This window comes from Xanthomonas sp. BRIP62411 (assembly GCF_003993525.1).
Taxonomy (GTDB): domain Bacteria; phylum Pseudomonadota; class Gammaproteobacteria; order Xanthomonadales; family Xanthomonadaceae; genus Xanthomonas; species Xanthomonas euroxanthea.
On record NZ_QEZI01000002.1, the window covers coordinates 86,887 to 100,959 of the forward strand.

A 14,073-nucleotide genomic window follows, 5' to 3' on the forward strand; every position below is an offset into this window, starting at 1 on the left:
GCCAGCCGGCCCGCATCACGGCGCTGTCGGCGCTGCCAACAAGGTGCGTTCGTCCGCCTCACCATTGATCCTTGCGATGATGGTGCCGCGGCCGAACTGGGCCAGCGGTGCACCCAGTGACCAGCGCATGGTCTGGCCGGGCAGGACATAGCCCACCAGCCCGTTCAATGCGGTCTTGGTCGTGCCGTCGACCCGATGCTGCAGGTCGGCGACCTGGGCGTGCCCATTGCCGGTGTTGCTGATCTGGATCTGCGCAGTGCCGTCGCTGCCGGCGATCACCTGCGTGTTCAAGGTCGGCGCGGATTCGGTCCTGCCCGGCGGCAGCAGGAAGATCGGCACCGAGTAGCGCAGCACGAACTGCATGCCCTTGCGATCGGCATCGGCATTGGGCAATTCGTCGACGATGATGCGGTAGCAGGCTTCCTCGCTGGTGGGCGCGGGCCCGGCGCGAATGACCCGGATCAGCTGGCGCTCGCCGGCGGCCAGCGTGCGCATTGGCGGGCTGATCAGCAGTTCCTGGGTCGGGTCCAGCTGATCCTTGCCGTCGCGCTGGGTCCAGCGATAGGCCCGGGTCTGCACCTGCACCGGCGCGCTGCCGCTGTTGCTCAGCCACAGCCCGTCGGCGGACTGCTGCGCGTTCAGCGTCAGCGAGGTCGGTGCCAGCTGCAGGCTGGCCGCATGCGCCGGTTGCAGCGGCCAGCCGCTGCCAAGCGCCAGCATCAGTGCCAGCCCGGCCGTGACCAGCCGGCCCGGCATCCGGTAGGACAGGGGGTGGTGCAATGGCATGCGCGCGCTCAATAGACGATCGTGGCGGTGATGGTGTCTTGGTAGGTACCGGTGGCGGGATTGTTGGCCGACGGGTTGGTCACGCGGCCGTAGACCGGATAGACCTGGTTGATGCCGGTGGCGGTGCGGCTCAGCGTATTGGTGCCGGTGGTGCTGCCCCAGACCGTGCTGCGGCCCAGATCCTGGTACAGCTGGTAGGCGATGAAGTTGTTGGTGGTGACCAGCGCATCGGTGTTCTTCATGCGGCGGGTGGTGACGTCGTTGGCGGTGCCGGCATTGCTGCCCGCGCTCAACGCAATGTTGTAGGGGGTCAGCGCGGTGCACTGTGCGGTCACGCTGCCGTTGGCGTCGGCATTGGCGGTGGAGGTGGACAACACCGAGCCGAAGTCGACGTCCGTCGCGGACGCGGCGGTGATGGTGCAGGCCTTGGTGACGGCGATCTTGACGTTGAATGTGGTGGTATCTGCTGCAGTGGCAGCGCCAATGGTCGAGAGCAGGCCAAGGGACAGCAGGACAGGGCGGACAGTACGCATGAACATTTCCTTGACCGGTCTGGTCATTGGTGACGCGACGACTCGTCGCCCCTGACCAAATGCATCAGCCATGCCAAAGATTACCCTGAATGATTTGGCTATCTCACTGTTTAACCTCAGGGTTTTTCCCGAAAGTGCGATGTCTTTCGGATGACTCCGCTGACAGGCTTTTTGACGCGCGCGGTAGTGCGTCACACATGAATACGTGGCGCCGCCAGTTTCCTGCTGCCCCGTCCGTTTCTGCGGTTCTGCCTCCGCAACGCAAAAACGCGCGCGCAGGCCGTTCAGATTCAGCCCGAATCGGCGATAATCGTGGCCATGAGCGTCAATCTGAAAACCAAAGAAGAAATCGAACTGATGCGCGTCGCCGGCCGTCTGGCCGCCGAGGTGCTCGATGTCGTGGCTCCGTACGTGCAGGCGGGCGTGACCACGGCCGAGCTGGACCGCATCTGCCATGACCACATCGTCAACGTGCAGGGCACCATTCCTGCCAATGTCGGCTATCGCGGCTTTCCCAAGAGCGTGTGCACCTCGGTCAACAACGTGATCTGTCACGGCATCCCGAGCGCGGCCAAGGTCCTGAAGGACGGCGACATCGTCAATATCGATGTCACCGTCATCAAGGATGGCTGGCACGGCGACACCAGCCGCATGTACTACGTCGGCACGCCATCGGTGATGGCCAAGCGGCTGGTGGAAACCACCTACGAAGCGATGTGGCGCGGCATCCGCGCGGTCAAGCCGGGCGCGACGCTGGGCGATGTCGGTCACGCGATCCAGAAGTTTGCCGAGGCCGAGCGCTTCAGCGTGGTGCGCGACTACTGCGGACACGGCATCGGCAAGGTCTACCACGACGAGCCGCAGGTGATGCATTACGGCCGCCCCGGCGAAGGCCTGGTGCTCAAGCCCGGCATGACCTTCACCATCGAACCGATGATCAACGAAGGCACCTACCACCATAAGACGCTGCCGGACGGCTGGACCGTGGTGACCAAGGACCGCAAGTTGTCCGCCCAGTGGGAACACATGGTCGCGGTGACCGAGGACGGCGTGGATGTGCTGACGCTGTCGCCGAACGCTCCCGCGCCGGTATGACGGCCACGCCGGCGGACCGACCCGACCCGGGTGCCGCCGGCGATGCCGAGTGGGCCGCGCAGGCGCGCCCTCTGCTGGTGCACGCCGACATGCGGCTGTGCAAGCGCTTCGACCAGGGCGAGCCGATCGAGCGCCTGGTGGCCTTGCGCGCACGCGCGGTCGATCAATTGATGCGCAATGCGTGGACGCGCTGCATCCCGGCCGATGCCGAACTGTCGTTGCATGCGGTCGGTGGCTACGGGCGCGGCGAACTGTTCCCGCGTTCGGACGTGGATGTGCTGGTGCTGGGCGAGACCGGCGTGCAGCAACAGCACGAGCAGGCCCTGGCGCGGTTGTTTGCCTTGCTGTGGGATGTGGGCCTGCCGATCAGCCACGCGGTGCGCTCGCCGGCGCAGTGCACCGCCGCGGCCGCCGACCAGACAGTGCTGACCGCCTTGATCGAGTCGCGCCCGCTGGTGGCCGGCAGCCAGGCGCGTGCGGCCCTGGCGGCCGCGATTTCGCCGCAACAGGTCTGGCCGGCGCGCGAATTCTTCCAGGCCAAGCGCGAAGAGCTGCTGGCGCGGCACCAGCGCTTCGGCGATACCGCCGACAATCTCGAACCGGATATCAAGGACGGCCCCGGTGGTCTGCGCGACCTGCAGACACTGGGCTGGATGGCGCTGCGCGCGTTCGGGGTCAAGGATCTGGAAGCGCTGGTCGGGCTCGGCCATGTCGGTTTCGACGAAGCCGCAGCGCTGCGGCGCGAACGCGAGGAACTGGCGCGCTTGCGCTTTGGCCTGCATCTGGTCGCCAAACGGCCGGAAGAGCGGCTGGGGTTCGATTACCAGAAGACGCTTGCCCAGCGGCTGGGCTTTGCCGACGACCCGGAGAGCCTGGGCGTGGAAAAGATGATGCAGCGCTTCTACCGCAGCGCTGCGTTGATCCGCCGCATCAGTGACCGCTTGCTGCAGCGCTTCGAAGAACAATTCGATGGCGAAGCGGTGCCGGAGCCGCTCGCCGAGGGCTTCAGTCTGCGTCGCGGCTATCTGGCCGCAGATGCGGAGGACTGGCCGGCCGGCGATGTGCTGCAGGTCTTTGCGCTGTTTGCGCAGTGGGCGGCGCACCGCGAGGTGCGTGGGCTGCATTCGCTGACCGCGCGCGCGCTGGCCGAGGTGCTGCGCGAGTTGCCGGCCTACGACGTGGCCGATGCGACCGCGCGCGACCGCTTCATGGCGTTGCTGCGCGGCCCGCGGGCGGTGGAGTCGCTCAACCGCATGGCGCGCCTGGGCGTGCTGGGCCAGTGGATCCCGGCATTCGCCAGCGTGTCCGGGCGCATGCAGTTCGACCTGTTCCATGTCTATACGGTGGACCAGCACACCTTGATGGTGCTGCGGAACATCGCGTTATTCGCCGCCGGTCGCGCCGACGAGCGTTTTTCGATCACCCACGAAGTCTGGCCGCGCCTGCGCAAGCCGGAATTGCTGCTGCTGGCCGGGCTGTTCCACGATATCGCCAAGGGCCGTGGCGGCGACCATTCCGAGCTGGGCGCGGTGGATGCGCGCGCGTTCTGCCAGGCGCATCGGCTCAGCGACGGCGATACCGCGCTGGTGGCCTGGCTGGTGGAGCAGCACCTGCGCATGTCGGTGACCGCGCAGAAGCAGGACATCTCCGACCCGGAGGTGATCCACCGTTTTGCCACCCTGGTCGGCACGCGCGAGCGCCTGGACTATCTGTATCTGCTGACCTGCGCCGATATCGCCGGCACCAGCCCCAAATTGTGGAACGCGTGGAAGGACCGGCTGCTGGCCGACCTGTACTTCGCCGCGCGGCGCGCGCTGCGCGAGGGCCTGGAACATCCGCCGCCGCGCGAGGAGCGCCTGCGCGAAGCGCGCGAGTCCGCACGCGCGCTGATGCAGGCGCAAGGCCACGACGATGCCACTATCGACCGCCAGTTTGCCGGCATGCCGGATGAAAACTTCCTGCGCTTCCGTCCCGAGCAACTGGCCTGGCAGGCGGTCTCGCTGATCGAAGTGCAGATCGGGCAGACCCTGGTCAAGGCGCGTCGCGCGGTGCCGGACAACGACGCGCTGGAAGTGTTCGTGTATTCGCCCGATCGCGATGGCCTGTTCTCGGCGATCGTCGCCACGCTGGATCGCAAGGGCTACGGCATCCATCGCGCCCGCGTGCTGGATGCGCCGCACGATGCGATCCTCGACGTGTTCGAGGTGCTGCCGCAGGACAGCTCCGCCGATGGCGACCCGCAGCGTCTGGCCGCGGCCTTGCGCCAGGTGCTGGCCGGCGACCTGCACAAGGTGCGGCCCTCGCGGCGGGCGGTGCCGCGCCAGCTGCGCCACTTCCGGTTTGCGCCGCGCGTGGAATTCAGCGAAAGCGCCGGTGGCCGCCGTACCCGCATCAGCCTGGTGGCGCCCGATCGCCCCGGCTTGCTGGCCGATGTGGCCAATGTGCTGCGCCTGCAACACCTGCGTGTGCACGATGCGCGCATCGCCACCTTCGGCGAGCGTGCCGAAGACCAGTTCCAGATCACCGACGAGCACGACCGCCCGTTGCCCGAATCCGCACGGCAGGCGCTGCGCGATGCGCTGTGCGCCTGCCTCGATCCCACCTAAGTAGTCCGTCAGTCCGTTCGGAGACCCCCATGGCCACCAGCAAGAAGACCGCGCGCAAGCAGGGCGCGACCACCAACAGCGAAGCGCCCAAGCGCGCCACACGTGACAGCGGCAAGGCGCGTCAGGCACCGGCTGTCGACAAGACCAAGGTCACCGCGGCGGCCGGCAAGGCCGTTGGCGCCGGCAAACGTGTCGTCAAGAAAAGCGTTGCCAAGAAAAGCGCGGCCAAGCCGGCCGCCAGTGCGGCCCCGCGCGTGGCCAAGCAGCCGACCAGCGTGGTGTCGGCACCAGCTGCGAAGAAGGCTGCCGCTGCGAAGAAACTGCCGATCGCCGAAAAGGCGGTGCAGGGTGCTGCAACGCAGGTGGGCAATGACGAACTCAGGTTCGGCATCGAGAGTGCGTTCGAGCGCCGCGCCAGCCTGACCGTCGATGAGATCGACGGCTCCACCCGCGCCATCGTCACCCGCGTCATCGACGGCCTGGAGCGCGGCGAGTTCCGCGTTGCCGAGCCGGACGGGAAGGGCGGCTGGGCCGTCAACGAATGGTTGAAGAAAGCCGTGCTGCTGTATTTCCGCGTCAACGAGATGGCGGTGATCGACGCGCAGCCGGCGCCGTTCTGGGACAAGGTGGAGTCGCGTTTTGCCGGCTTCGGCGAGGCCGAGTTCCGCACGGCCGGCGTGCGCGTGGTGCCGGGCGCGGTGGCGCGGCGCGGCAGCTACTTCGGCAAGGACGTGGTGCTGATGCCGAGCTTCACCAACATCGGCGCCTATGTGGGCGAAGGCACCATGGTCGATACCTGGGCCACGGTGGGGTCGTGCGCGCAGATCGGCGCGCATTGCCACCTGTCCGGCGGCGCCGGCATCGGCGGCGTGCTCGAACCGCTGCAGGCCAGCCCGACCATCATCGAAGATCATTGCTTCATCGGTGCGCGTTCGGAAGTGGTCGAAGGCGTGGTGATCGGTCACCACAGCGTGATCGGCATGGGCGTGTTCATCGGCCAGAGCACGCGCATCTACAACCGCGCCACCGGCGAGATTTCCTACGGTTACGTGCCGCCTTACAGCGTGGTGGTGTCCGGCCAGCTGCCGTCGAAGGACGGCTCGCACTCGCTGTATTGCGCGGTGATCGTCAAGCAGGTGGATGCCAAGACGCGCAGCAAGACCAGCGTCAACGAGCTGCTGCGCGGTCTGGCCGATTGAGTAGCGCGCAGCCGGTGCTCGGCGCCACGGTGTCGCGTCCGGCCAGTGGCTGGATCCGTTGGGGCATCCCGGCCATGTGGTTGGGATGGGTAGCGCTCTACGTGGCCGGCGCGCTGGTGCGCGATGGCGTGCCGCAGCAGCTGGAGGTCCTGCGTTGGCTGGCGCCTGCACTGGTGGTGCTGATGACGCTGCGTCTGGCATGGGTATCCACCCGCTGGGCGCAGGTCCGCGATGCGGGCGATGCACTGGTGATCGTCCAGCATGGACGATCGCAGCGCGTGGATCTTGCCGAGTTGCGCTCGGTCGATGCCGCATGGCTGATTCCGCCACGGCGGATGGCGCTGAGATTCCACGGCACACGCGCCGATGTGGTGTTCCTGCCCGCACACGGGCAGGAACACGATCAACTGGTAACCACCCTGTTGGCGCGTGCAAACGCGCGCCGCGGGGTCGAGAAGGAGACGAGATGACCACGCTCTGTCGAGAAGGAGACGAGATGACCACGCTCTACGGATTGAAGAACTGCGACACCTGCAAGAAGGCGACCAAGTGGCTGGACCGCTTCGGCGTGGCCTACACCTTCGTCGATTACCGCGAGCACGCACCCGCGCCGGAGACGCTGCTGGACTGGGCCGGCAAGGCCGGCGGATTCGAGGCGATGATCAACAAGTCCTCGACCACCTGGCGGCAGCTTCCCGACAACAAGAAGACGCCGGGTTCGGACGCCGAATGGAAGCTGCTGCTGCGCGAATACCCGCAATTGATCCGCCGCCCGGTGGTGGTGAGCGACGATGGTGCGTTCAGTCAGGGCTTCTCCGACAACGGCTTCAAGGCCAGGTTCAACATCGCCTGATGGCGCCATCGCGTCATCGGCTCGCGCATATGTGTCCGTGGCGGGCGCGTGGAAGCCAGGCTGCCTGCTGCTGCGACGGCCCGGGTGCATCTTTTTATCGGAAGGACGAGCATGACCAGTGACGTACTGCAACTGACCTGTGAGCTGATCGCACGCGCCTCGGTGACACCGGACGATGCCGGCTGCCAGGCGCTGATTGCGCAACGCCTGGAGGCTGCCGGATTCACTTGCGAGCATCTGCACCTGGGCGAGGTCGACAATCTGTGGGCCACGCATGGCAGCGGTGCGCCGGTGCTGGTGCTGCTCGGGCACACCGATGTGGTGCCGCCGGGACCGCGCGAGGCGTGGACCAGCGATCCGTTCGATCCGCAGATCCGCGATGGTGTGCTGTACGGGCGCGGCACGGCCGACATGAAGGGCAGCGTGGCCGCCTTCGCGGTCGCCGCCGAACAGGTCGTCGCCGCCCATCCGCAGCACGCCGGTACGCTGGCGGTGTTGCTGACTTCCGATGAGGAAGGCGATGCCATCGATGGCGTGCGGCGCGTGGCCGAGCTGTTGCGCACGCGCGGGCAGGCGATCGACTGGTGCATCACCGGCGAGCCGTCATCCACCGAACGGCTGGGCGACCTGCTGCGCGTGGGCCGCCGCGGCAGTCTGTCCGGCACGCTGACGGTGAAAGGCGTGCAGGGGCATGTGGCGTATCCGCACAAGGCGCGCAATCCGATCCATCTGGCCGCGCCGGCATTGGCCGAGCTGGTGGCACGGCAGTGGGACGAGGGCTTCGAGAGTTTTCCGCCGACCAGTCTGCAAATTTCCAACATCCATGCCGGCACCGGCGCCAATAACGTGATTCCGGGCGAGCTGCAGGTGGCCTTCAATCTGCGCTACACCCCGCTGTGGGATGCGCCGCGGCTGGAAGCGGAGATCGTCGCATTGCTGGATCGCCACGGGCTGGACTATGGGCTGCGCTGGCATCGCAGCGGCGAGCCGTTCTATACCCCGGAAGGCCGCTTGCGCAGCGTCGCACGTGAGGTGCTGGGCCAGTTTGCCGGCGCGCCCCCGGAAGAAAGCACCGGCGGCGGTACGTCGGATGCACGCTTCATCGCACCGTTGGGCGCGCAGTGCATCGAAGTCGGCCCGGTCAACGCCAGCATCCATCAGGTCGACGAGCATGTACGCGTGGCCGATCTGCAGGCCTTGCCGGCGCTGTACCGCAGCCTGATCGAGCGGCTGCTGGTCGACTGAACTGCCTGGCTGCCGCCCTTGTTGCCGCTGAAACAGTTGCGCCAGCGAAAACGAACGGTTAGCGTCGGCCACATGGTCTTCCAGCGCGCCAAGCTCAATAACGCCAACCGCAACAATCTGCGCGCGAACAATCGTGCGCGGCCGATGCGGGTCTGCGACTAGGCGACGTCCACCAAACGCCCAGGAATCAGAGAACCCGCATCGGCCGATGCGGGTTTTTTTATGGGCGTCACTTCCTGCAGCACGCTTTCCACCGGCCGCCAACCCCCGCAGTTTCATCCAGGAGTGTTTCCATGTGTTCCATCTTCGGTATTTTCGGCCTGCAACCCGGTGACGATCTGCAGGCTTTGCGCCGGCAGGCACTGGAATGTTCGCAGCGGCAGCGCCATCGCGGACCCGACTGGAGCGGGGTGTATGTCGACACCGGCGCGATCCTGGTGCACGAGCGCCTGGCCATCGTCGACCCGGCCGGCGGCTCGCAGCCCTTGTTATCCGACGATGGCGCGCTTGCGCTGGCAGTGAATGGCGAGATCTACAACCATCGCGAGCTCAAGCAGGAACTGGTGCAGCCGTACGCCTTCCAGACCGGCTCCGATTGCGAGGTGATCAACGCGCTGTACCGCGAGGATGCGCCGGCCTCCTACCTCAACCGCCTCAACGGCATCTTTGCGTTCGCGCTATGGGACAAGGCCGCCGGGCGGGTGATCATCGCGCGCGATCCGATCGGCGTGGTGCCGCTGTATTGGGGTCACGATCGCGAGGGCCGGCTGCGGGTGGCCTCGGAGCTGAAGTCGCTGGTGGACGATTGCGCCGATGCGGCGCAGTTCCCGCCGGGTCACTGGTACGACAGCGCCACCGGCGCATTGAGTCGCTATTACGAGCGCGCCTGGCGCGAATACGCCGAGGTGGAAGGCGTGCAGGTGCAGTTGCAGGAATTGCGCGAGGCCTTCGAGCGCGCGGTGCATCGTCAGTTGATGACCGATGTGCCGTATGGCGTGCTGCTGTCCGGCGGGCTGGATTCGTCGTTGGTCGCCGCGGTCGCTGCACGCTACGCGCGCCATCGCATCGAAGAGAACGACACCACCGAAGCCTGGTGGCCGCGCCTGCATTCGTTCGCGATCGGCTTGAAAGGCTCGCCGGACCTGGCCGCTGCCGAAGTCGCCGCCGCCGCGCTAGGCACCGTGCATCACGGCTTCGAGTACAGCTTCGAAGAAGGCCTGGATGCGCTGCCCGAGGTGATCCGCCATATCGAGACCTACGACGTCACCACCATTCGCGCCTCCACGCCGATGTTCCTGCTGGCGCGCCGCATCAAGGCGATGGGCGTGAAGATGGTGCTGTCGGGCGAAGGCAGCGACGAGATCTTCGGTGGCTATCTGTATTTCCACAAGGCACCGAACGCGCGCGAATTCCATGAGGAACTGGTACGCAAGCTGGATGCGCTCAACAACTACGATTGCCTGCGCGCCAACAAGTCGATGATGGCCTGGGGCGTGGAGCCGCGCGTGCCGTTCCTGGATCGCGAGTTCCTGGACGTGGCCATGCGCATGGACGCCAGCTTCAAGATGATCGACAAGACCAGCAGCGGCGCCACGCGGATGGAAAAAGGCGTGTTGCGCGAGGCGTTTGCCGGGTATCTGCCCGAATCGATCCTGTGGCGGCAGAAGGAGCAGTTCAGCGATGGCGTGGGCTATGGCTGGATCGATGGACTCAAGGCACATGCCGCCGCGCAGGTGAGCGACCGCGAGCTGGCTGCTGCCTCCAGGCGTTTTCCGGTCAATCCGCCGCAGACCAAGGAAGCGTATTTCTATCGCACGCTGTTCGAACAGTTCTTCCCCAGCCAGGCGGCCGCGGAGACGGTGCCGGGCGGCAAGTCGATCGCGTGTTCGTCGCCGACCGCGATCGCCTGGGATGCCAGCTTTGCCGCGATGGCCGACCCATCCGGCCGTGCGATTGCCGGCGTGCACGAACAGGCGTTGGCGTCGTAACGCTGCTGCATCCCAAGTTGCAACTGCAGCGGCCGGCATGCGCGCACGCGCTGCCGGCCGCTGCTGCGCTCACTCGTGGCGCACGCAGTAGCCGTAGCGCTGCGGCTCGATATCCACACCGGCCACATCGGCCTGGTTGTTGCGCCACAGGTTCGGCTTGAAGTCGGCCGCAGTGCAGTTGGCAGCGCGGTCCACGCCGATGGTGTAGGTAAACGGCGTATTGGAGAAGCGGTTGTTCTCGAACACGTTGTCCTGGCTCATGCTGTTGTCCCAGCACAGGATTTCCGGCGTGCGATAGCGGATGGCGCAGGCCAGGAACACACCGGCGACCTTGTTGCCGTCGAACTGATTGTTGCTGAAGCGGTTGCGGCGCGCGTCGGACAGATAGATACCCTGGCTGCCGTTGCGCTCGAAGCGGTTGTTGCGGATCTCGCTGTCTTCCAGATGTTCGGTGGTCAGGCCTGCGGCCACGTTGTCGTGGATGTAGTTGTTGACCATCGTGACCTTGGCGGTGCGGTTGAACGACACCCCGTCCCAGATCGCGCCGGAGACGTCATTGTTTTCGATGGTGATCTCGCGCGTGTCGTACTCGCTCAGCAGGCAGGCGCTGCGGCACTTGTTGACCTGCAGGCCGGCCAGGCGAATCCCCTGGCCGGAACGCACGACCACCGCGCTATTGCTCAGGTACGGGCGCTCGGGCATGAATTCCTTGTCGCCGGTGCTGGCGACGATCTGCATGTCCTCAATGCTGACATTGCGGATCACGCCGGTAGGCTGCTGGTTTTCATAGTCGCCGACCACCAGCGCCGGTTGCTGCACGCCATCGGCCATGCGCAGCACCGTGGTCGGACCCGTGCCACGCAAGGTGAGATTGCCGCGGTGGATCGAGACCAAGCCATTGAGCGGAAATTCGCCTTTTTCCAGGCACAACACCGCACGCGTATCGCTTTGCGGAAGCTTGTCGATGGCTTTTTGCAGATCCTGCCCGGGGCGCACCTTGGCGGTGCAGGCCGCGACCGGCGCGTCTGGTGGGCCGGACTTGGCGGGCGGCGCTGCCGAGCAGGCAGTGGCAACGAGCAGGGGCAACAGGGCGGAAACGGAGCGGGCAAGCTGAGGCATGCGGATTCCGGTCAGTGGGGGGAAGAGGGCGATCGTGTGGAAACACTTCCAGATCGCGACGGCCTCTAGTGTGTCCCACCGGACGTTAAAGTCTGGCTGATTCCGGCCGGCCTGATTCGGCGCAGGTTCATTGCACTGTCGTGGTCGAGGCCGCAATCGTGCATGCGGTGGCCGACGAACGTCACACTTGGGCAACGTCCGAGACCTGCACAGACGCGTGCTCGCCCTGCTCAGAAATCGTAAGCCAGCTGCGCGTAGATGCGGCGCGGTTCGCCAGGAAAGTGGCCGGTGCGCTCAGTGAACCCGCTGACGGCGTACACCTTGTCGAACAGGTTCTTGACGTTGACCTGCAGCTTCCAGGCATCCCATTGCGTCTGCCAGCTGATGTCGAAGATGGCATACGGCTTGACGCGCTGGCCTTCCAGGCTGACCCGCTCGCCCACGTAGTCGGCACCGAAGGCAATTGCCGAGTTCCAGGCCGGCAGGTCGTAGCGCGTCCACAGGCCGAAGGTGTTGCGCGGTGCATTGGCGAAGCGGTCGCCGGACGCGTTGGTGATGCCGTTGGTGCCCGCATCCAGCACGCGTGCATCGTTGTAGGCGTAGGTCAGGTTGAGCACCCAACGCTCGGTGAGGTCGGCCAGCAGATCCACTTCCAGGCCTTCGCTGCGCACCAGGCCGAGCGCGGCGAGTTGATTGACCCCAGCGACGACGCTGCCGTCGGCCTGCACGATGTTGCTGCGTTCGATGCGATACAGCGCGGTGTTGAGCGTCAGCCCGCCGTCGTTGAGCGCGGTCTTCAGGCCTACTTCCCACTGCGTGCTGCGCTCGGGATCGAACGGGCCACCGACGCTGCTGTCCTGATTGGCCGCATCCTGCGGCAGGAAGCCGCTGGCATAACTGGCGTACGCGTTGATGCCATCGCGCAGCACGAAGGTGCTGCCCACACGCCAGCTCAGATCGTTGCCGGTGACGCGCGAGCCGTCCAGCCGGTTGTCGTCCTTGAAGCCGTCCCAACGCAGTCCGGCCATCGCAAACCAGCGCGGCGTCAGCGTGAGTTCGTCCTGCAGATACGCGCCGTAGCGCTGGCTGCGCGTGCTGGTGGCGCGCCAGGGCAGGCTGTCCAGAGCGTAGTCGTAAAAGCCGCTGCGCCCGTACACCGGGTTGAACAGATCGATACCCGGCACCGGCCCGCGCACGCGGCCGGTGTCGGCGGTGTTGGCGGTCTGCGCGCGGAAATCCGCATCCAGCCGATAGTAGTCCGCGCCCATCAGCAGCTTGTGCTCGATCGCGCCGATGCGGGTGCGGAACACGGCGTTGACGTTGCTGGAGATCGCATCGTTGTCGCGGAACTGGTTGCGCAACTGCCGCGTCATCCATTCGGCGGTGCCGTCGCCATCGCGGTCGATCAGGCCCATCGGCTCGTGATAGATCTGATGCTCGTCGTTCTTGAACCAGCGCAGCGCCATGTCCACGTCCCACGCATCTGACGGCGCAAAGCGGTACTGCGCGAATGCGACCTTGGCGCGCATGTCGAGGAAATCGGTGGGTTCGTTGTGGTTCCAGCGCCGGTCGGTGAGGAAGTTGCCGTCGTCATCCACCGGCACGCCACGCAGGCGATTGCCGCCCAGGTTCTGGGTGATGTCGGTGTACTGCAAGGTGAGCTCGCCGGTCTGGCCGATATCGAACGCCACCGACGCATCGCCGATCTGGCTCTGGCTATCGGTGTTGCGGCGAAAACCGTCCTCGCCATCGGCATAGGCGCCGACGCGGTAGCGAATGCGTCCGTCGTCGCGTGCTGGCCCGGTAGCTTCGAACGAGGCGGCTCCGAAGGATTGATTGCCCGCCTGCAGCTCCACCCGACGCGCGGCCTGATGGCCGGGCTTGCGGGTGACGTAATTGATGACGCCGCCGGGTTCGCCGCCACCGTACAGCGCACCGGCCGGACCCTTGAGCACTTCCACGCGTTCGATATTGAACAACTGCGGGACCGAGAAGCCGGCATACGGATCGCCGCGCAATCCGTCGTACAGCACGTTTTCCTGGCGGAATCCGCGCAGGGTGACGCCGGCATAGCTGAAGAAGCTGATGCCGCTGATGCTGCGATATAGGTCGGTGATCTGGCGTGCGGCCTGGTCGTCGATCAGTTCGCGCGGCAGTACCTGGACCGACTGCGGCACCAGCGCCAACGGCGTGTCGGTGCGTGTGGCCACTGCGGCGTCGTCGGATTTGTACAGCGTCTGCGCACGGCCGACGATCTGGACGCCATCCAGGTCGGTGACGGTTGCCGAGGTGCTGCCGTGTTGTTGAGCGAAGGCGCGGGGCGAAGGCAGAGCGAAGGCGGCGGCGAGCGCGGTGACAAGGAGCGTGGGGCGCATTGGTCACTAATGGGAATGGTTATCAAATGCATCTTAGCATGTTGTGCTCGCTTGATTGCGCAGGTCGGCGGGTGGGCGTTGCGGCACAGACTGCGACGTGCGCATGCGCATGCGAGGTGCGCGGCGCCGCATGCGGCATGCGGCATGCGAGGCGCGAGCTGCGGTCTGAGATCTGCGAGTACCGGGACGCGCAATGCCCCCGGTCGCACGGCGTGTGCCCGTACCCTCACCCGGACCCCTTTCCCGACGAGAGGGGTTCGCGGCTGTTCTACTC

General features: G+C 66.0%; 12 protein-coding genes. 8 read left to right on the forward strand and 4 right to left on the reverse strand.

The genetic code is table 11. From position 1 onward, the window contains the following. Positions 1 to 15 precede the first annotated feature (15 nt). Both EO139_RS00655 and EO139_RS00660 read right to left on the reverse strand, forming a co-directional pair. A complete protein-coding gene (locus tag EO139_RS00655) occupies positions 16 to 786 on the reverse strand; it encodes a molecular chaperone (protein WP_104648346.1) in 771 nt (256 codons plus the stop codon). 8 nt (positions 787 to 794) lie between these two features. Further along, complete coding sequence (locus EO139_RS00660; RefSeq protein WP_126968994.1) at positions 795 to 1,346, reverse strand: spore coat U domain-containing protein; 552 nt, start codon at positions 1,344 to 1,346, stop codon at positions 795 to 797. Positions 1,347 to 1,637: 291 nt separating this feature from the next. Between EO139_RS00660 and map the strand changes: the two genes are divergently transcribed. The 8 genes from map (at position 1,638) to asnB (ending at position 10,305) form a co-directional block, all read left to right on the forward strand. After that, on the forward strand, positions 1,638 to 2,414 hold the full coding sequence (map, locus tag EO139_RS00665; protein ID WP_039520326.1) for a type I methionyl aminopeptidase: 777 nt from the start codon (positions 1,638 to 1,640) through the stop codon (positions 2,412 to 2,414). Further along, positions 2,411 to 5,020, forward strand: coding sequence for a [protein-PII] uridylyltransferase (locus EO139_RS00670; protein WP_126968995.1), 2,610 nt, complete (start codon positions 2,411 to 2,413; stop codon positions 5,018 to 5,020). Before map ends, EO139_RS00670 begins: the two co-directional genes overlap by 4 nt. Before the next feature lie 29 nt (positions 5,021 to 5,049). After that, positions 5,050 to 6,219: a 2,3,4,5-tetrahydropyridine-2,6-dicarboxylate N-succinyltransferase gene (dapD, locus tag EO139_RS00675; RefSeq protein WP_164739659.1), complete on the forward strand. Its 1,170-nt coding sequence runs from the start codon at positions 5,050 to 5,052 to the stop codon at positions 6,217 to 6,219. Then, positions 6,216 to 6,689 carry a hypothetical protein gene (locus EO139_RS00680; protein ID WP_115676604.1) on the forward strand — a complete coding sequence of 158 codons (474 nt, stop codon included), beginning with the start codon at positions 6,216 to 6,218 and terminating at the stop codon, positions 6,687 to 6,689. The genes dapD and EO139_RS00680 overlap by 4 nt, the downstream gene beginning before the upstream one ends. A 26-nt stretch (positions 6,690 to 6,715) precedes the next feature. After that, the gene (locus EO139_RS00685; protein WP_126968996.1) at positions 6,716 to 7,072 is read left to right on the forward strand and encodes an arsenate reductase; all 357 of its coding nucleotides are present in this window, start codon (positions 6,716 to 6,718) and stop codon (positions 7,070 to 7,072) included. 111 nt (positions 7,073 to 7,183) lie between these two features. Further along, positions 7,184 to 8,317, forward strand: a complete 1,134-nt coding sequence (gene dapE / locus EO139_RS00690; protein WP_126968997.1) for a succinyl-diaminopimelate desuccinylase — start codon at positions 7,184 to 7,186, stop codon at positions 8,315 to 8,317. Between the two features lie 18 nt (positions 8,318 to 8,335). After that, a complete protein-coding gene (locus tag EO139_RS21325; RefSeq protein WP_164739649.1) occupies positions 8,336 to 8,479 on the forward strand; it encodes a hypothetical protein in 144 nt (47 codons plus the stop codon). A 131-nt stretch (positions 8,480 to 8,610) separates the two neighbouring features. Then, positions 8,611 to 10,305 (forward strand): asparagine synthase B, encoded by a 1,695-nt coding sequence (gene asnB, locus EO139_RS00695; RefSeq protein WP_126968998.1) that lies wholly within the window; start codon positions 8,611 to 8,613, stop codon positions 10,303 to 10,305. Between the two features lie 69 nt (positions 10,306 to 10,374). Here the strand turns inward: asnB and hpaM are convergent, their stop codons facing one another. Further along, positions 10,375 to 11,424, reverse strand: coding sequence for a type III secretion-associated outer membrane-bound protein HpaM (gene hpaM, locus EO139_RS00700; protein WP_104648352.1), 1,050 nt, complete (start codon positions 11,422 to 11,424; stop codon positions 10,375 to 10,377). A 230-nt stretch (positions 11,425 to 11,654) separates the two neighbouring features. Further along, positions 11,655 to 13,799: a TonB-dependent receptor gene (locus tag EO139_RS00705; protein ID WP_126968999.1), complete on the reverse strand. Its 2,145-nt coding sequence runs from the start codon at positions 13,797 to 13,799 to the stop codon at positions 11,655 to 11,657. Positions 13,800 to 14,073 lie beyond the last annotated feature (274 nt).

What these genes read in the sequence shown, in the direction of transcription:
- EO139_RS00655 (WP_104648346.1), bottom strand. Translation starts at nt 786, where the DNA reads ATGCCATTGCACCACCCCCTGTCCTACCGGATGCCGGGCCGGCTGGTC.
- EO139_RS00660 (WP_126968994.1), bottom strand. Translation starts at nt 1,346, where the DNA reads ATGACCAGACCGGTCAAGGAAATGTTCATGCGTACTGTCCGCCCTGTC.
- map (WP_039520326.1), top strand. Translation starts at nt 1,638, where the DNA reads ATGAGCGTCAATCTGAAAACCAAAGAAGAAATCGAACTGATGCGCGTC.
- EO139_RS00670 (WP_126968995.1), top strand. Translation starts at nt 2,411, where the DNA reads ATGACGGCCACGCCGGCGGACCGACCCGACCCGGGTGCCGCCGGCGAT.
- dapD (WP_164739659.1), top strand. Translation starts at nt 5,050, where the DNA reads ATGGCCACCAGCAAGAAGACCGCGCGCAAGCAGGGCGCGACCACCAAC.
- EO139_RS00685 (WP_126968996.1), top strand. Translation starts at nt 6,716, where the DNA reads ATGACCACGCTCTACGGATTGAAGAACTGCGACACCTGCAAGAAGGCG.
- dapE (WP_126968997.1), top strand. Translation starts at nt 7,184, where the DNA reads ATGACCAGTGACGTACTGCAACTGACCTGTGAGCTGATCGCACGCGCC.
- asnB (WP_126968998.1), top strand. Translation starts at nt 8,611, where the DNA reads ATGTGTTCCATCTTCGGTATTTTCGGCCTGCAACCCGGTGACGATCTG.
- hpaM (WP_104648352.1), bottom strand. Translation starts at nt 11,424, where the DNA reads ATGCCTCAGCTTGCCCGCTCCGTTTCCGCCCTGTTGCCCCTGCTCGTT.
- EO139_RS00705 (WP_126968999.1), bottom strand. Translation starts at nt 13,799, where the DNA reads ATGCGCCCCACGCTCCTTGTCACCGCGCTCGCCGCCGCCTTCGCTCTG.